The 18,007-nt window shown below is 60.6% G+C and carries 16 protein-coding genes; 8 read left to right on the top strand and 8 right to left on the bottom strand.

From position 1 onward, the window contains the following. Positions 1-59: 59 nt before the first annotated feature. Genes GA0061102_RS08970 through GA0061102_RS08960 form a run of 3 tightly spaced genes read right to left on the bottom strand, consistent with a single transcriptional unit; the run spans position 60 to position 5,929 of the window. Positions 60-1,547 carry an MFS transporter gene (locus GA0061102_RS08970; RefSeq protein ID WP_092846059.1) on the bottom strand — a complete coding sequence of 496 codons (1,488 nt, stop codon included), beginning with the start codon at positions 1,545-1,547 and terminating at the stop codon, positions 60-62. 43 nt (positions 1,548-1,590) lie between these two features. Next, complete coding sequence (locus GA0061102_RS08965; RefSeq protein WP_092846057.1) at positions 1,591-4,737, bottom strand: efflux RND transporter permease subunit; 3,147 nt, start codon at positions 4,735-4,737, stop codon at positions 1,591-1,593. A 7-nt stretch (positions 4,738-4,744) separates the two neighbouring features. Beyond that, complete coding sequence (locus GA0061102_RS08960) at positions 4,745-5,929, bottom strand: efflux RND transporter periplasmic adaptor subunit (RefSeq protein ID WP_092846055.1); 1,185 nt, start codon at positions 5,927-5,929, stop codon at positions 4,745-4,747. A gap of 232 nt (positions 5,930-6,161) precedes the next feature. Between GA0061102_RS08960 and GA0061102_RS08955 the strand changes: the two genes are divergently transcribed. From GA0061102_RS08955 to GA0061102_RS08945, 3 genes are all read left to right on the top strand, one after another. Next, positions 6,162-6,860 carry a response regulator gene (locus GA0061102_RS08955; RefSeq protein ID WP_092846053.1) on the top strand — a complete coding sequence of 233 codons (699 nt, stop codon included), beginning with the start codon at positions 6,162-6,164 and terminating at the stop codon, positions 6,858-6,860. Further along, a complete protein-coding gene (locus tag GA0061102_RS08950; protein ID WP_092846051.1) occupies positions 6,841-7,899 on the top strand; it encodes a sensor histidine kinase in 1,059 nt (352 codons plus the stop codon). Before GA0061102_RS08955 ends, GA0061102_RS08950 begins: the two co-directional genes overlap by 20 nt. Before the next feature lie 130 nt (positions 7,900-8,029). Beyond that, entirely contained in the window at positions 8,030-8,404 is a 375-nt protein-coding gene (locus tag GA0061102_RS08945; protein WP_092846049.1) for a hypothetical protein, read from the top strand. A gap of 170 nt (positions 8,405-8,574) precedes the next feature. On the opposite strand, the gene GA0061102_RS08940 is transcribed toward GA0061102_RS08945, so the two are convergent. Continuing rightward, positions 8,575-9,603 carry an NADP-dependent oxidoreductase gene (locus GA0061102_RS08940; protein WP_092846047.1) on the bottom strand — a complete coding sequence of 343 codons (1,029 nt, stop codon included), beginning with the start codon at positions 9,601-9,603 and terminating at the stop codon, positions 8,575-8,577. Between the two features lie 87 nt (positions 9,604-9,690). Next, positions 9,691-10,533 (bottom strand): VOC family protein, encoded by an 843-nt coding sequence (locus GA0061102_RS08935; RefSeq protein ID WP_092846045.1) that lies wholly within the window; start codon positions 10,531-10,533, stop codon positions 9,691-9,693. Between the two features lie 434 nt (positions 10,534-10,967). Here GA0061102_RS08935 and GA0061102_RS08930 point away from each other — a divergent pair, with 434 nt between their 5' ends. After that, complete coding sequence (locus GA0061102_RS08930) at positions 10,968-11,522, top strand: OsmC family protein (protein ID WP_092846043.1); 555 nt, start codon at positions 10,968-10,970, stop codon at positions 11,520-11,522. Between the two features lie 88 nt (positions 11,523-11,610). Here the strand turns inward: GA0061102_RS08930 and GA0061102_RS08925 are convergent, their stop codons facing one another. From GA0061102_RS08925 to GA0061102_RS08915, 3 genes are all read right to left on the bottom strand, one after another. Continuing rightward, positions 11,611-13,335, bottom strand: coding sequence for a peptidoglycan D,D-transpeptidase FtsI family protein (locus tag GA0061102_RS08925; protein WP_092846041.1), 1,725 nt, complete (start codon positions 13,333-13,335; stop codon positions 11,611-11,613). 264 nt (positions 13,336-13,599) lie between these two features. Next, a complete protein-coding gene (locus GA0061102_RS08920) occupies positions 13,600-13,878 on the bottom strand; it encodes a hypothetical protein (RefSeq protein WP_092846039.1) in 279 nt (92 codons plus the stop codon). After that, positions 13,878-14,675 (bottom strand): DUF899 domain-containing protein, encoded by a 798-nt coding sequence (locus tag GA0061102_RS08915; protein ID WP_092846038.1) that lies wholly within the window; start codon positions 14,673-14,675, stop codon positions 13,878-13,880. Before GA0061102_RS08915 ends, GA0061102_RS08920 begins: the two co-directional genes overlap by 1 nt. 119 nt (positions 14,676-14,794) lie before the next feature. Here GA0061102_RS08915 and GA0061102_RS08910 point away from each other — a divergent pair, with 119 nt between their 5' ends. The 4 genes from GA0061102_RS08910 to GA0061102_RS08895 form a co-directional block, all read left to right on the top strand. Then, the gene (locus tag GA0061102_RS08910; RefSeq protein WP_092846037.1) at positions 14,795-16,015 is read left to right on the top strand and encodes a helix-turn-helix domain-containing protein; all 1,221 of its coding nucleotides are present in this window, start codon (positions 14,795-14,797) and stop codon (positions 16,013-16,015) included. Positions 16,016-16,062: 47 nt separating this feature from the next. Then, on the top strand, positions 16,063-16,695 hold the full coding sequence (locus GA0061102_RS08905; RefSeq protein WP_092846036.1) for a Vgb family protein: 633 nt from the start codon (positions 16,063-16,065) through the stop codon (positions 16,693-16,695). A 215-nt stretch (positions 16,696-16,910) separates the two neighbouring features. After that, entirely contained in the window at positions 16,911-17,612 is a 702-nt protein-coding gene (locus tag GA0061102_RS08900) for a GntR family transcriptional regulator (RefSeq protein ID WP_092846034.1), read from the top strand. 165 nt (positions 17,613-17,777) lie between these two features. After that, positions 17,778-18,007 (top strand): dihydrodipicolinate synthase family protein (locus GA0061102_RS08895; protein ID WP_208858623.1); only part of this gene is annotated, 230 nt, incomplete at its 3' end.

The raw sequence follows: 18,007 nt of genomic DNA, 5'->3' as shown, positions 1-18,007 counted from the left end.
ATTTTGGCCGCCAGGATCCATGGCGATCCGTATCGCGCAGGATCTCCATACGAGGGAAATCAATGGGCTCCCGAATTCGATATCGGTGCGTTTCGAAGCGCAACGAAGATCAAGACGGAAAGCACGGCGATCATTGCGGCCACCAGCATCAGGACTGAGCTGTGAGCAGCCCCGAACGCCACCTTGGCGGCGACCGCAATCTCCAATCCCGCGCTGCCGCCGATGTCACGAGCAGCCGTCATCGCTTCGCTGATGGAGTTCGACACGCCATCGACATCGGCAGGATGGGAAAAGGACGAGCGGTAGATCGAATTCACCAACACGCCGAAGATCGTGATGCCCAGGCCTCCACCCAGCTCGTATCCGGAGCTTTCGAGCGCGCCTGCGGCCCCGGCTTTCTCCGCGGGAGCGCTTCCCATGATCGCGATGGACGAGGCGAGAAGTCCGACGCCGAGCGCAAAGCCGAGGATCGCAAGGATGACGGCGACGGCATACACATCCTCCGCCAGATCAGACATCGAGATCGCAAACAGGGCGAGTGCGGCAGCCGCCATCGACAGTGAGGCGACGGCGCGAAGACCATACCGATTGGCGAGCCGGCCTCCCGCCGGTCCGCCGATTGCCGCGGCGACAACGATGGGCAACATGAACACACCGGCTTCGAGGGGTGTCTTGTCGAGGACGTACTGGAGTTCCTGTGCCAAGACGAGCTCGAACCCGGCAAGCGATCCGCTGGCAACGAAAGCCATGATCAGGCCGGTGCCGATCGCCGGCTTCGCCAGAAGTGACAGGTCGAGCATTGGGTTTTCCGACGAAATCTGTATGCGGGAGAACCAGACCAGCAGCGCTACACCGCTCGTGAGAATGACGACACTTTGAAGGTCCAGCCCTGCCTTGAAGCCGGACTTGATGCCGTAGACGGTAAGGATCAAGCCGGCCACCAGGAGCAAGGCCTGTCCAGGCTTCCACGTCGCTTCAGAGTTGCCTGGCTGGGAGGGGACGAGCTTCCAGACGGCCGGGATAACCAGCATCATGATAGGCACGTTGACGAGGAAGACCGAACCCCACCAGAAATGCTCCAGCAGTACGCCGCCGATGAGAGGGCCAATGGCAGCGCCAGCCATGCCGACCACGCTCCAGATGCCGAGCGCCGTTGCCCGCTCGGCGTCGTCTTCGAACGCCTGCCGGACCAGGGCAAGAACGCAAGGCATGATCATGGCCGAACCGATCCCGAGCACCGCTCGCATCACAATCAGCATCAGGGCGGAGGTCGAGAATGCGGCGGCGATAGAAGCAGCACCAAAGATACCGAGCCCGATCAAGAGTATCTGACGGTAGCCGATCCTGTCTGCCAGCGTCCCCATGGGGACGAGCAGGCCCGCCATGACCAGAGGATAGACGTCGATGATCCACAGCACTTCATTTCCCGAGGCGCCCAAAGCGACGGCGAGGGAAGGGATTGCAATGTGAAGGATCGTCGTGTCCACGACGACGGGAGTGAATGCCATCATTACGGCGGCAAGGATGAGCCAGCGACTTGAGTGCATTTGTCAGCTCCTATGCAGCATGAAGATCATGCCGCCCATCCGGTTAGGGATGGGCGGCTGATGCGGGCGGGACGTCAGCGCCCGCATCGTCATCGACCGGTCTCTTGGTCCGCAGTAAGGACAGCACGAAGACGAAGAAGACCGGGACGAAGAAGACGGCGAGGAGGGTTGCCGAGATCATGCCGCCGAGGACGCCGGTGCCGATCGCGTTCTGGCTGGCCGCACTTGGTCCAGTAGCGATCGCCAGCGGCACGACGCCGAGCGTGAAGGCGAGCGACGTCATCACAATCGGACGGAAGCGGACACGGGCCGCCTCGACCGCCGATTCAAGCAGGGACTTGCCTTGGGCATGGTAGTTCTTGGCGAATTCGACGATCAGGATGGCGTTCTTCGCCGACAGGCCGATGATCGCGATGAGGCCTACCTTGAAGTAGAGGTCGTTCGGCATTTCGCGCAGTACAGCCGCCAGCACGCATCCGATGATGCCGAGCGGCACCACCAGCATGACCGACAACGGGATCGACCAGCTTTCGTAGAGACCTGCCAGCAGCAGGAAAACGAAGAGGATGCTGAAGCCGAAGAGGATCGGTGCCTGGTTGCCGGAGGAAATTTCCTCGCGCGACTGGCCGGACCACTCGTAGCCGAAGCCGTCGGGAAGTTCGGATGCGAGGCGTTCCATCTCGGTGATCGCTGCGCCGGAAGACTTGCCCTCGGCCGCCTGTCCGGTGATACGGACGGTCGGATAGCCGTTGTAGCCGACGATCTGCGGATCGCCCTTGCGCCAGTCGGCGGTCGCGAACGACGCAAGCGGCACCATCCCGCCGCTTGCGTTGCGAACGTTCAGCTTCATCATGTCTTCCACCTGCATACGGCTGCGGCCGTCCGCCTGCACGATGACCTGCTGCATGCGGCCTGCGTTCGGGTAATCGTTGATATAGGAAGAGCCGAGGTTCGACGTGATGGCTTCGTTGATGTCGGAGAAGCTGACGCCGAAGGTGTTTGCTTTCTCGCGGTCGATCGCAAGCATGATCTGAGCCGCCTCCTGCATGCCTTCGACGCGGACATTCGTCACCACGCCGCTTTGGGCCGCTTTTGCCATCAGCTCGTCCGCCGCTTGCTTGAGAGCCTTCTGTCCGCGCCCGGCGCGGTCCTGGAGCCGGAAGGAGAAGCCGCTCGTCGTGCCGAAGCCGTCGATCGGCGGCGGCGAGAGCGCATAGGACGTGGCGTCCTTCAATCCGGCGAGCTGGGCATTGACGCGCTCGGCGATCTCCGGGACCGAACTGCCAGCCGGCCGAACGCTCCAGTCCTTGAGCGTGACAAAGGCGATGGCAGAATTCGGGCCGTTTCCGGAGAAGCTGAAGCCCTGAACGGCGAAGATGTTTTCGACCGCGGGTTCGGCCTTGAAGATGGCTTCGATCTGTTTCAGCGACGCGATCGTGCGATTGGCGCTTGCCTCTGGCGGTCCCTGAATGTCGACGATCAGAATGCCCTGATCCTCCTCCGGCACGAAGGAGCCCGGCAAGTTGACGAAAATGTAGCCGAGGCCGATGACGAGTGCGAGGTAAACGGCCATCATTCGCCCCGACCGGCGCGCAAGACCGGCGGCGGTCTTCGTGTAGCCGGCAGTCATCCCGTCGAACTTGCGATTGAACCAGCCGCCGAGCCCCTTCTTCGCGTGGTGATCAGCCTTGATCGGCTTCAGGAACGTGGCGCAAAGCGCTGGTGTCAGTGAAAGCGCCAGGAAGGCGGAGAACATGATCGAGACGACCATGGTCAGCGAGAACTGCCGGTAGATGATCCCGGAAGCGCCCGGAAAGAATGCCATCGGAATGAAGACGCAGGAGAGCACCAGCGTAATGCCGAGGATGGCGCCGGTGATCTGCTTCATCGCTTTCTGCGTCGCTGCCTTCGGCAGCAAGCCTTCCTCGGCCATGATGCGTTCGACGTTCTCGACCACAACGATTGCGTCGTCGACAAGGATGCCGATCGCCAGAACCATGGCAAACATGGTCAGGACGTTGATGGAAAAACCCGTCGCATACATGACGGCGCAAGTCCCCAGCAGCGCGACCGGGACGACGAGGGTCGGGATGATCGTGTAGCGAAAGTTCTGCAGGAAGACGAACATCACGATGAAGACGAGCGCGATCGCCTCGATCAGCGTGTGGACGACCTTCTCGATCGAGGCACTGACGAACGGGCTGGTATCGTAAGGTATCGAATACTCGACGCCCTTCGGGAAGAACTTCGACAGCTCGTCCATCTTCGCCTTCACCGCTTTCGAAACAGAGACGGCGTTGCCGGTCGAGGAAAGCTGGATGGCGAGACCAGCGCTCGGATTGCCGTTGAGCCGGCTCGTCGTGGAGTAGTTTTCGGCGCCGTTCTCAACGCGGGCGATGTCGCGCAGACGCACAGTCGAGCCGTCGGGGTTGGCGCGAAGGATCACGTCGCCGAACTGCCTCGCGCTGTTGAGCTGCCCCTCGACGATGACGGTCGCGGTGAGATCCTGGCCGATCGGATTTGGAGTGGCTCCAATCTGACCTGCGGCGACCTGCGCATTCTGGGCAGTGATCGTAGCACTGATGTCGGCTGCCGTCAGATGGAGACCGACCATCTTGTCCGGGTCGATCCAGACGCGAAGTGCTCTTTGCGAAGCGAAGACCTGCGCGCGGCCGACACCCGGGAGACGGCGAAGTTCCCCGAGGATGTTGCGGTTGATGTAGTCGCCGAGCGCGATCTCGTCCATCTTGCCGTCGGTGGAGGTCAGAGCCGCGATCAACAGGAAGCCGGCGCTGGCTTCCTCGACGTGAATGCCTTGTGTTCGCACCGTCTGCGGCAACCGCGCCTCGACGCGGCGGACGGCGTTCTGCACGTCAACCGTCGCCTTGCCGATGTCCGTTCCGGATGCAAAAGTCGCGTTGATGCTCACCGAACCGGAGTTGTCCGAGGTCGATTCAAAGTTGACGATACCATGAACGCCGTTGAGTTCCTCTTCTATCAGGCGGGTAACCCCCTGATAGATTTCCTGCGGAGACGCGCCAGGATAGGAGGCGGAGATCGAGAGCTGCGGAGGCGCGACCGCGGGATATTGCGCGACCGGCAACGACGGAATCGTAATGATCCCTGCGATCATGATGAAGAATGCGAAAACCCATGCGAGAACGGGTCGCTTGATAAAGAGCTGTGCCATGTCTGAATTACTTCGCGGCCTGGTCTGAGGAGTTCTGGTCGGCGTTTTTCGGCGACCAGGGTTCAGCGACTACCTTGCCTCCCGGCGTGACCTTCTGGACCCCGTCGGCGATGATTGTTTCGCCATTCTTCAGTCCTGAGAGGACGATCCATTCGGAGCCGAGGGATGCGCCGAGAACGATATTGCGCACTTGCGCCGTCTGGTCGGAGGCGAGCACGAAGATCTGCGGATTACCCCGGGCATCTCTCGTCACTGCCCTTTGCGGAATGGTGATGCCGGCTTGCTGGACTGCCTGCTCGATGCGCACGCGGACATACATTCCCGGCAGGAGATCGCGCTTCGGATTGGGGAACTCTGCTCTCAGCGTCACCTGTCCGGTATTGGGATCGACATTCGCGTTCGAGAACAGGAGCTTGCCGGGCTGGTCGTAGACCTTGCCGCCGTCGAAGACGAGTTCGACACGCGCCTGGCCTGGCGCCGGGCTTTCGAGCTTGCCTTCGCTGACCGCTTGCTTGAGCGCAAGAAGTTGCTGCGCCGATTGGGTGAAGTCGGCGTAGACGGGATCGACTTGCTGGATCAGCGCCAGATTGGAGGTGCTATCCGCCGTGACCAACGTTCCCTCGGTGGCAAGAGCGCCGCCGATGACGCCGGTGATTGGCGCGCGTACCTCGGTGTAGCCGAGGTTTATCTTGGTTTCGTCAAGGGCAGCCTGCTGGGATGCGACGTCGGCGTCGGCCTGATCGAGGGCGACGGCAGCCGTATCGTAGTCCACCGCGCTCACGACATTGCGCTCACGGAGCAGGCGCTGGCGTTCAAGCTGCTGCTTGGCATTGGCCTGGATCGCCTTGGCTTTCTTCAGCGCCGCTTCGGCGCTGGCGACGCGGACTTCGAACAGGCGCGGATCGATCCGATAAAGGACATCGTCCTTATGCACCAGGCTGCCTTGCTCAAAGACTCGCTCTTGCAGGATGCCCGAGACCCTCGCGCGCACTTCGGAAACCCTGGTTGCGGCAATGCGGCCGGGAAGCTCACTCATGACGGGAACGGCGTGTGCCTTCAGTTCAACGACCCCGACCGCCGGTGGCGGCATCTGGGTTGCTTCCTGGGAGGATGCATGACCTGCCACCAAAGCGAGCATCGCCGTAATCGTCAGCAGCGTCGTTCGCCCGTGCAGTCCCTTGTTCATCAGCATTGATGGCTTCCTGTCTGGACCGAAGGGGATGTCTTTCCGGACAAATTGTCTCGCAAGCTCGCGGCTTCGGTTCTTTCGAACATTCGTGTTTTTATTCTGCGGTTTTCGCTAATTTACGCTAGACAGCACAACTGTTGCGTTTCAATGGAGCGTATGTGGAGGTTTCATGGAGATGCGAAATGAATGTTGACGCGGGGCTTCATGACGCCTTTTGTCAGGACAGGAGGTGCGTATGGAAAACGCTCTTGTACTGATCATCGAGGACGAGCCGGAAATATCCGATATCCTCGAGCGCTATTTCGAACGCGAGGGATTCCGTGTTTTGACGGCGTCGGATGGAGAGATTGGGCTTTCCCATCATCAGCGCCTTCGGCCCGATCTGGTCGTTCTCGACGTCAAGCTGCCCAAGCTCGACGGTTATGCTGTCCTTGCAGCGATCCATAAACGCGGCGACACGCCTGTTATCATGGTGACCGCGTTGGCTGACGACGTGGACAGGCTGCAGGGTCTGCGGGCGGGAGCCGACGATTATGTGGTCAAGCCTTTCAACCCGGCCGAGGTGGTTGCGCGGGCCCGTGCGATCCTCAGGCGCTCCGTCGCCGGCGGCATGGCCAACAAGGTTCTGCGGATCGGAAGGCTCTCGGTCGATCCGGTTGCGCATGTGGCCTCGGTAGACAATGGTGATCAGCGCGTCCTCCTGCCGCTGACCCGTACGGAATTCCGGATCCTTGAATTCATGGCTGGCTATCAGAACAGGGCCTTCGAGAGAGGCGAGATCATCGACGCTTGCCTTCCCGAAGGCGAGGCCCTCGACAGGACGGTCGATAGCCACATGAGCAAGCTGCGCAAGAAGCTGGAAGCGGCCGGCGTCGGCAATCTTCTCAACGGCGTCAGAGGAGTGGGCTACCGCCTTGGCGACCTCGGTCAATAATAGTCTCAACCGACAGATCATCTGGTCGACCACGATCGTCGCGTTCGTTTCCCTGTCGGTCATGTTCTTCGGGTTCCTGATCTACGGCTGGGTCTGGGATTGGTTGTTTCCCGGAGCCATCAGCAGCGACGAATGGGCTCCGACCGATTTCGTGGTTCTCGCCATCAATGTCGCGATCGGCCAGGCCGTCGGAGCCTATGTCGGCTGGCGGCTTGCCCGACGGCTGGTCAAGCCGCTCATCGCCGTGGCACACGCCGCCCGCACCATCGCCGAGGGCGATTTCGCCGGCCGGGCCACGGGGCAAGGGACGTTTGGCGAAGCCGATCGCCTGATCGAGGACTTCAACCAGATGGCAGAGAAGTTGCAGAGGGCCGAGAAGGAACTCCAGTATTCGAATTCCGCCATCGCCCACGAGCTTCGCACGCCGCTGACGATTCTTCGCGGGCGCATGCAGGGTTTGGCCGATGGCGTATACGAGCCGAGCCAGGATGCCTTTCTCGGCCTAGTCAAGCATATCGATTCCCTGACGCGCATCGTCGAGGATCTCAAGACCCTCTCGCTGATGAATGCCGGCCGGATGGAGCTGCAGATCTCAAGCTTCGATCTGGCGGCAGAAGTCGGCGATACCCTGGACACAATGAGACCGGCGCTGTCTGCCCAGAGGCTAGAGGTCGTTGTCAACATGCTCAGTGCACCGCTCAACGCGGATCGCGCGCGGGTTCGGCAGGTTGTTCTCGCCTTGATAGACAATGCGGCGCGCTATGCGCCTGGCTCGCGCCTCGAGGTCAGGACGTTCATGAGGGGTGGATTTGCCATTCTGCAGGTTTCGGACACCGGACCGGGAATGACCCCTTTGGAGCAGGAATACGCCTTCGAGCGCTTCTGGAGAGCTGATGAAGCCCGAAGCCGGAGGGCCGGAGGGTCCGGGCTCGGTCTGTCCGTGGTCAAGGCGATTGCTGAGGCGCATGGCGGCAAAGCCACGATCGAGAGCCGCAAGGGCGGCGGCACGACTGTGCGTGTGACCATCCCGCGCTACTGAGCCTGCGAGACTTCATCGCCTCGGGATGGATCATGAATTCTCGACGCAGTCTCGACAGGATCTTCACACGGCTTTGCCAAAGTTCCCGCCGGAAAGGGCCGCTCCCATTTACAGAGCGGGCTGATGGAAGATGAAGCCAGACAACGGTTCCGACATGTTGGAATTCCTCGATGCCATCCATCGCAAAGGCTTGCTGGAGTTCTCCGGAAACCACACCCCGGATACCGAAATAGGGCTTCTCTTGAAGCGTGCGCTCGATTCCTCCCTCATCCGCGCTGGCGACGCCAATGGCAATTTCGGTCTCTGCTTCATGTTAACGGGAAAAGGGCGCCACGCTCTTGGCTTAAGCGGCGATCGCTACGTCAATGACGTTTCAGTCGAGAGGTGCGACTTCGATCCGAGGCGCGGGCGCAATTTTGCGACCTTCCACCGCCTCATGCCTGCCATCTGCTTCATCGCCATCCTTTGCGGCATCGCCCTCTCCCTGTTTGTCGTGAGGAAGTAGCTCGCGCTTGCGGCCAATCGCCATTCGCCAGGGCGCCGCATGGCTCTGCCACATCAGCATTTCCAGGCAGTTTTTGAAATTCGCCAGGAGAAATGGGCGCAAACGACAGCCATCGGCATGCGGATCGCGCAAGAAGCCGCAGGCGTCTGCCTATGCGCCAAAGGCTGGGCTCAGGATGCGATACGCACGATCAGCTTGCCAAAATTCTTTCCCTCCAGCAGGCCGATAAAGGCCTCGGGAGCGTTTTCAAGCCCGTCCACGATGTCCTCTCTATACTTGAGGCGTCCTTCGGAGATCCATTTTGCCGCTTCGCGATAGAAATCGGGGCGCTGATCGACGAATTCGCGCTGGATGAACCCCCTTATCGTCAGGCTTTGGCGAAGAACGGCCCGCATCACGGTGGGCAGTTGATTGTGACCCTCAGAGGTCGAAGACCCTTCATTGTAATGCGCGATCAGCCCGCAGACCGGGACACGCGCAAAGTCATTCAGCAGCGGAAACACCGCATTCCAGACATGGCCGCCGACATTCTCGAAATAGATGTCGATCCCATTCGGGCAAGCCGCCGCGAGTTGGCTGGCGAAATCGCTCGACCGGTGGTCGATCGCAGCGTCGAAGCCGAACTCGTTGCGGATGTAGTCGCATTTATCTGCCCCGCCGGCGATCCCGACGGCGCGCGCGCCGAAGATCTTGGCGATCTGGCCGACTGCGGAGCCAACCGCACCGCTCGCCGCTGCAACCACCAGCGTTTCGCCGGCTTTCGGTTTGCCGATGTTGCGAAGCCCCGCGTAGGCGGTGAAGCCGGGCATGCCGAGAACGCCCAGCGCAGTCGTGATCGGCGCCGCCTCGGGATCGAGCTTGCGCAAAGCGGCGGCGTCCGAGATTGCATGGCTCTGCCAGCCGGAATGCGAGAGGACGATATCGCCCGGCGCGAAAGCCGCGTCGCGGCTGCTGACGACGCGCGCGACCGTTCCCCCTTCCATGACTCCACCGACTTCGACCGGCTTGGCATAGGACTTTGCGTCGTCCATACGGCCGCGCATATAGGGATCAAGCGAAAGATAGAGGATCTGGAGAAGAACTTCGCCTTCGGCGAGATCCCGAACCGCTTCTCGCTCAAGCCGGAAATTGGCGGCCACAGGCTTTCCTGAAGGGCGAGACGCAAGGACGATGCGTGTGGAGATGGGTTGGTTTGCCATGCCTGTGTTTCCCGGGTCTGATTTTGCTATCCAGATAATAGAACTTTTCGCGGCCGGTCGCGCGTTTGTCGGCGTGAGTGATTTGGATTATTCCCTGAACCAGAGCGCGACACCGTTGGCAGCCTCGGCCTCGACGAGCAGGCCACCTTCGAAAGGCTTGGGTGAAAAACCACCGAGAACCAGAGCGTCTGCCGCGGCGTTCAGTGAGCGCACTTTCAGTCCGAGCGCCACCTTGCGCTCGTTGCCTTCGAAACCCTGGGGAATGGCGGATCCGAAACGGGCGCTCGCGCCGTCTTCGGACAGGATGTGGATGGTAGCGGTGCCGGCCCGTATGGAGATACTATCCTTGTTGGCTTCGGGAGCCGCTGCGGGAAAGCCGTCGAGCAACCCGGTAATCACCTGAGAAGCGCGGCTGACGATGAAGACATCGCTGATGTTCAATACGCCGTTCGGGTGGTTCTGATCGATCGGACGCCATACGAGTTCCGGCGTGTTGTGCTGGCAAAAGAAAAAACGACCATTGGAAATCACCTCTCCGCCGATCTGGAAGGTGCGGAAGCTTGCCGGCTTTGGCACGCCATCGACATCAACCGGGCGCGAGAAATCCCTCCAGTCCGTCACCGGCTTGCCGGCTTTTACCAATTCACCTTGTAAGGCCGCGGCATCGCTGGTGCGAAAGGCGAGACCGTTAAGGCCTGACGGGTAGGACCAGAGATCGGTCCTCGTCTTCTCGCTCTCCGACGGGAAGCCGAGGAGCTCCAGATAGTTGCCGTCGAAGACGGCAAGATGATTGATGGAGCCGAGCGTGTGGTAGCCCCGTGGCGTCAGCGCGAAGCCGAGCTTGCGATAGATCGCTGCGGCGGAATCGAGCTTGTCGAGTACGCCAATGACCGCGTGATCGAGGACGAGTGGCTGAGCCGTAGCGGGCATGAGTGGGATCTCCGGATATGGATATATGAGATTGCGTTTGTTTTGTTCAGCCAACCTCGGGATCGGCAAGCAGCGCATCCGACGGCGGGAGTATTTAGTCTACTAATTTTATGATCTATATAGTGCGCCAATGGGGATGACGATTCCGATTGATTCCAAATGGACCCCATAAACATGGAAAAGAATTCCAATTTGCCGTCCCCATCGACATTGACGGCTCTCGGAGTTTCGTCCCTCTTTCCCGGGACGTCACGTCGCCAAGAATTTTCAGAGATTGACCCACGCCAGCAATATTCTTCGTGCCATGCTGATAGATAGTCTATAATTTTTATAGACTATCTATTGGCCCCGCGGTTATAAATTGACCGCACATTCGTTTTCGATCCGGCCGAAGCCGGCAACGAATGGAACCGATAGACAAAGGGTAGGCGGCAATGACAACCTTGAATGAATATCTCGGGCAGAAGCGGGCGGCTCTGCTGAACCGGCGTGCACGCGTGAAATCTGGGGAGCTGGGCGCGGTCACTTTAAAGGCCAGCGCGAGTGCTGAGGGTCGCAGTGGCGTGCGTCGGATCCGAATTCGGGATTTTCAGGTTATTTCCGATAGCCCGCCCGATTTCGCCGGCTACAATTTGGGTCCCTCATCACCGGAGCTGCTGCTTGGCGCACTTTCGAGCTGCCTGACGCATACCTATTTGATCCACGCTTCCGATCAGCGCGTGCCGCTCGAATCCCTCCACGCGGAAGTCTCCGCCACGATCGATGCACGCGGCGGTGCCGAAGGGCATGAAAACGTGCCGGTCTATCCCCAGGATATAAGTTATCTGGTGACGCTGGTATCTCCCGCGAGCGCCGAAGACATTGCCCGGCTGCGGTCGACCGTGGAGAGGCTGTGCCCAATCCTCAATCTCCTGAAACGCGGAAACGAAGTGCGTGGGCAAGTCGACCATCAACAGCCAGGTCGCTCTACGGCAGGCTCCGAACTTTGATGACGGTCCCAAGCACTGCCGGATAAAGCGCAGCTCTCCGATTTTGCGCTGTCGCGACGCCGTCTGCTGTTAGTAGCCCGTGGCACCCTCAATAGGAGGCGATCAAGTTCGTCCCGAAATCAGGCTGCACGCCGAGCATGGGGGCTGCTTGCTTGATGATGTCGCGCACCATCGGTGCTGCGGTGTTGGTGGCGAAGGTGAGGTTATGTTCGCCGGTCAGCGGCTGGTCCACGAAAGCGAGCACCACATATTTCGGATGATCGATCGGGAAGGCGCCAAGGAAGGAGTTGAAGCTCAGCTTGTGGGAATAGACGCCGTGGATGACCTTGTTCGCGGTGCCTGTCTTGCCGCCGACATGATAGCCGGGGACGTTGGCAGGCTTGCCGGAACCTTCCTGGCCGTTCAACTTGAACAGGGAGCGGATGATGTCGCTTGTCGCCGGTTTGACAATCGGAGTTTCGACCTTCTCGGCTTCCTCGCGCGTTCGCGGCAGGAAGGTCGGCTCGATCAGCTCGCCGCCATCCATCAGTGCCGCGCCGGCGACCGCAGTCTGCAGCGGCGTGGTGGCGACGCCATGGCCGAAGGAGATTGTGATCGAATTGATCTTCTTCCAGACGTGGGGCTGGGTGGGCATTTTCACTTCCGGCAATTCGGTCTTCAGTTTGGTCAAAAGGCCAAAGCGGGTGAGATAGGCCTTCTGGTTTTCCATGCCCACACGATCCATCAGCTTGGCAGTGCCGATGTTCGATGAATAGCGGAAGATTTCCGGCACCGTCAGCCACCTGCGCGGCACGTCACGGTCGTCATGAATGATGAAGCCGCCATAGTGCAGCGGCGCGGAAGCATCGAAAGTATCGCTCGTCTTGACCGCGCCAACATCGAAGGCCATCGCCATCGAGAAGGTCTTGAATGTCGAGCCCATTTCGAAGGTGCCATTCGACATGCGGTTGAGCCAGCCGTCGCTGCCGGTTGCCTGCGGGTCGTTCGGGTCGAAATCGGGGGCCGAGGCCATGGCGAGCACTTCGCCGGTGTGGATATCCAGCACCACGGCACCGGCCGCCTTGCCCTTGTAGAGATCGAGCGCACTGCTGACGACGTCGTGCACGACGTTCTGAACGCGCAGATCGACCGAAAGTTTGACCGGCTGCAGCGTATCCTGGCTCGTCAGGCCCGTGGAATCGAGATCAGACAGGCCCTGCATGTCGAGATATTTTTCCATTCCAGCCACGCCGTGGTTGTCGATATCGACATAGCCGAGAATATGGGCGGCGGTGCGTCCGCCGGGATAGAAGCGCTTGACCTCCGGCCGGAAGCCGATCGCCGGAATGCCGAGAGCCAGAATTTCGCTTTGCTGCTTCGGCGTCAGCTGGCGGCGCAGCCAAGCGAAGTGCGAGCGGTGGTCGGCGAGCTTCTTATAGAGGGATTTGCGGTCGATATCAGGAAAAACCGTGGCTATCTTTTCGACCGCTTCGTCGGCATCGACGACACGGTTCGGCTCGGCGAACATCGAGACCGTACGAATATCGGTCGCCAGCAGCTCGCCGTTTCTGTCGACGATATCGGGGCGGGCGGCAGTCACGCGTTCTGGCGGGATCGATGACGTGTCGTCCCTCGGCGCCATACCGAATAAGGTCAGTCTGGCGAAGATCACGGCATAGACCGCGATCAATCCACCACTGAGCATCACGATGCGGGCTTTTGCAAGCTTGCTATGCCCTGTGGCCTGGACGGGACGGCGTCCGCGCGATCCCGGACCGAAGGAGAGCCTCACGAGGCGGCCGCTATTTGCGCTTAGAGCATGAATGATCGACATTATCGACTTATTCGCATGAGCTGGAAAAGCGAACGCGCCTTTCGATCAAAGATTTATAAGGCAAATATGGTTAACAAGACCCTAATACTAAGGGGGCCTTGGCAGCGATCCCAAAGGCTCCGGTCGTCACTTGCCTGATTTCGCCAAACGACGTCCAGCTAGGCGGCGACCAATCTGTTCTGCGTAGAAGATTGGGCTGGATCAAAAGGAAGCGTGAGAGCGAACAAGAGTGCGCGATCAATCGCCGTGGGCAATAGCGCGGGCTCATAGCCCACATGCCTTCGTTTCTTTCGTAAAAAGCGCCAACCAAGGTCCGCTATGGAACAGGCTCATCAATAGATACATCGGTACCATTCCACCCAGCATCGAGCTGCCTTGCGCGGAACAGATCATGTCGGCCGCCGCATCGTGGGCTGTCAGCAATGCCATAGCGGCGAAGGTCGGTGATGCGGCCAGCTGAAGCCAGCGTCTGGAAGTCGCCGACCGAAGGAGGCCGGCGGCGCGTGCGCCGGCCCTTTCTTGAGTTTCGGACAGTCTGGACATCAGAGCGCTCCGTAGCGGTCATGATGGCGCCACCAGACGCCGGTCTCGTTGCGGCCGAACGGCGCGCGATCAAGCCACTGATACATGCCCCAAAGGCCGTCCAGTCCGCGGGCATAAGACGAATAGGTGTGATAGATCGCGCCGTCCTGCATCGCGAAGGCGCTCACACCTGGCCGATCACGGGTGTAGGTCGCGACATCCGTCCCCGTCATTGATGCCATCAGTTCGACCGGGCCTTCGCTGCCACGCAGCTCCCATTGCTGCACCGTCTTGCCCGCCTGAGCTTCGGGCATCGGCGGCTCGCGACGGTAATTATATTCGATGCCGCCGTCGCGCTGCTCCTCCGGGGTGAACCAGACATTGAAATCGTGGTTGAAGTCGCTGTTTGCCGACGAGGCCCAGTCGAAGGTCCAGCCCATGCGCTGCTTGAATTCGCGCAGCTTCCCGAGTTCGGCTCGAGACACGGCGGAAAAGGCGACGTCGTGGTTTTCGAGGTGGACGGCAATGCCGTTGAAACCGTCCGCAATCGACGAGCAGGACGGGCATCCGGCGATATAATCCGGCCCGAACATGAAGTGATAGACGAGAAGCTGCGAGCGTCCCTTGAAGAGCGCCGAGAGCGGGACCACGCCCTGCTCGGTCTCAAGCCGATAGTCCTTCTCCACCTTGACCCAAGGCAATTGCTGACGGTGCGCGGCGATTTCGTCGCTGCGTCTCGTCAGCTCCTTTTCCTGCTCCAGCAGGGAAAGCCTCGCCGAAAGCCATTCATTGCGTGTTCCTGTTCTATGCATCGTCATGGTTCATCTCCTTGATTTGCTGGATTTGCCACTGCCGGCACAGCGTCTTGCCTGCCGATGGGGAATAACTTACGGCTGAAGTCCCGAGGGGTGGGAGTTACAAGTGTGACGGGATTTCGATGGACTCGCTGATCGTCGCTGCCGCACAGGCGCTTGCTGCCGGGGATGCGCTCGGAGCCATGAAGCGCGTGGCTTTGCGCGACGATGCGCCCGCGCTGGCGCTCCGCGGCATTGCCATGGCTCAGCTGGGGGACCTTGATCGAGCCAAGGCGCTGCTGAAGAATGCCGCGCGCGCTTTTGGTCCGCGCGAGACCGTCGCCCGCGCTCGCTGTATCGTTGCTCAGGCAGAGATTGCCCTTGTCTCGCGTGATCTCGGATGGCCGGAAAAGGCGCTGGAGACCGCGCGCGCCGTCCTCGATAAACACGGCGATCGTATCAATGCGGCCCATGCCCGCAATCTGCAGATACGCCGCCTGCTGCTTGTCGGCCATCTCGACGAGGCCGAGCGGTTGCTCGCCAAGCTCGATCCCTCGCCATTGCCGCCGGCTGCAAGAGCAAGCCATGAGCTTGCGGTCGCCGGCATCGCCATCCGCCGCCTGCGCACGGAACCGGCGCGTGCCGCGCTGGCCCGGGCAGCGGAAGCCGCGCGGAGGGCCGATATCGCCGCGCTCGATGTCGAAGTGCGCAATGCCGCGCGGGCACTTGATGCGCCAGCGGCTCGGCTGATCGCGGGCGGCACTGAACGCCTGCTGTCGCTGGGTGAAGTCGAGGCCTTGCTATCCTCCGGCACGCTGGTCGTCGATGCCTGCCGTAATGTCGTGCGTCGTGGTAGTGAGGTCCTGTCGCTGGCGAGCCGGCCGGTGCTGTTCGTGCTGGCGCGCGTCCTGGCCGAGGCTGCGCCGGCGGATGCGCCGCGTGCCCTGTTGCTTTCCCGCGCGTTCCGCGCCCGCCATGCCGACGAATCCCATAGGGCACGGCTCAGGGTCGAGATTGGAAGGTTGCGCGCTGCATTGGAGCCGTTCGCCGACATCGACGCGACGCCGCAAGGCTTCGTACTCACGCTGCGCGGGAAAGGTGATATTGTAGTGCTGGCGCCGCCCATGGAGACCGAGCATGCTTTCCTGCTCGCCTTGCTGGCAGATGGCGAGGCTTGGTCGAGTTCGGCACTGGCGATTGCGCTCGCAACAAGCCCGCGGACAGTGCAGCGAGCGCTCGACGCTCTTGCCGCGGCCGGCAAGGTGCAGAGTGTCGGCAATGGTCGTGCCCGCCGCTGGATGATGCCGCCTGTCGTCGGCTTCCCGACAACATTGTTACTCCCAGGCCCGCTGCCGAGCGACTAGGGTCGGAGCCATCAAGTTCAACAGATGCTGACTGGAGGATGGTTGCAATGAAAAAGTCTCAAGCTGAGATCATTCGCGAATATGGTCCGTTTGAAAACGCGCCCCGTGTGAACGGAGTTACTTTCGACGGCAGGCATGTCTGGTTCGCCTCCGGTGAAAAGCTGCATGCCCTCGATCCTGAGAGCGGCGTTGAAGTGCGGTCGATCGATGTGGAATCGCATGCGGGCACGGCTTTCGACGGGCGCTATCTCTATCAGATCGCCGAGGACCGGATCCATAAGGTCGATCCTGAGACCGGAAAGGTGCTGTCGACCATTCCAGCGCCCGGCAACGGCGGCGATTCGGGCCTTGCCTGGTGCGAAGGGAGCCTGTGGGTCGGGCAGCATCGCGGTCGCAAGATCCATGAGATCGACCCCGAGACCGGTGCTATCCGCCGCACCATCGAATCCAACCGCATCGTCACCGGTGTCACATGGGTCGACGGCGAGCTGTGGCACGGGACCTGGGAGGGCGACGAAAGCGACATTCGCCGTATCGATCCAGTGACGGGCGAGGTGCTGGAGCGGTTGGAAATGCCCGAGGGCGCTGGCGTTTCGGGCCTCGAATCCGACGGTAGGGATCGGTTCTTCGCCGGCAGCGGCGGCGGCGGCAAAGTGCGGGCGATCCGCCGGCCGCGTTGAAAACTACTCAGCGATCCTTTCGGTTGCCAGTGATATCGGGGGTAGCTCCTGCTGCCCCCGATGTGGCGTTTTGAGGTCGACAATTGCAATTTTCGCCAAAGATAACAGCCGCTACACATGGCGTGCTGCAGAGCTGTACGGCACTATTCAGAGCGCCGTTGATTTACTAGGCATGCCCCTTTATTTCTCACGCTGAAAGAAGAGGTCAGCTAGCCATGGATAATGAAACAAGCCTGCGGAACGAGCGCAAGCGCGGCTCCGGCGTGAAGGTGGTCTACGATATCTTGCGTGACGAGATTCTGCACCTGGAATTGCCGCCGGGCAGCCCTATCGACGAGGTGCAGCTCTCCGAGCGCTTCGGCATGTCGCGCACGCCGATCCGCGAAGCTCTGGTACGGCTTGCAGGCGAGGGGCTGATCGATACGCTGCCCAACCGCTCGACCATGGTGTCGCAGATCGATTTCCTCAACATGCATAGTTATTTCGACGCGTTGGTGTTGATGTATCGCGTCACGACGCAGCTTGCGGCGAAATATCATCGGCCGGAGGATCTCGAGATCGTGCGTGCACGCCAGGCGGAATTTGCCGCTGCCGTCGAGGCGCAAGATGCTCTTGCAATGATCTCCACCAACGCCGAATTGCATCTTGCGATCGCCGAAGCTGGTCGCAACCCGTATTTCACGGGTCTTTTCAGCCGCCTGCTCAACGAAGGCCGGCGCATCCTTCGTCTCTATTACCAGTCCTACAATGATCGTTTGCCGCGCCGCTTCGTCGAGGAGCATGACGAGATGATCGCCGCCATTGCTGCGCGCGATACTGAGCTCGCGGAGCGCCTGGCACGCTTGCATGCGGAACAGATTGTGGCGCAGGTTCAGAAGCTGCTGGTGCGCGGGGATCGGCTGGATGTGAAGCTCTGAATCTTTGAGGCTGCGAAGTGGTGAAGTCGTATTGTCTCGCCGGCTGCATATTTCTTGTCGACAAATTGAATACAAAGATGTATGTCTGCTGAGACAGGGTGACGTGCGGCCGGGAATGCGGCTGGACATCGTTGCCGATGCACTTGCAGCCAAGAGGATAGACAGATGACATCCAGCATTTTCTCCGGCGTGATCCCGGCCCTGATGACCCCGTGCAAGGCCGATCGCAGCCCCGATTTCGATGCCCTGGTCAAGAAGGGCAAGGCGCTGATCGCCGCGGGCATGTCGGCGGTGGTCTATTGCGGCTCGATGGGCGATTGGCCGCTTCTGAGCGATGCCCAGCGCATGGAAGGCGTGGAACGGCTGGTCAAGGCGGGCATCCCGGTCATCGTCGG

The organism is Martinezella miluonensis (assembly GCF_900094545.1).
Lineage (GTDB): Bacteria > Pseudomonadota > Alphaproteobacteria > Rhizobiales > Rhizobiaceae > Rhizobium > Rhizobium miluonense.
The sequence above is the reverse complement of the archived record's forward strand: the minus strand, read 5'-3'. Positions and strand labels throughout refer to the sequence as shown.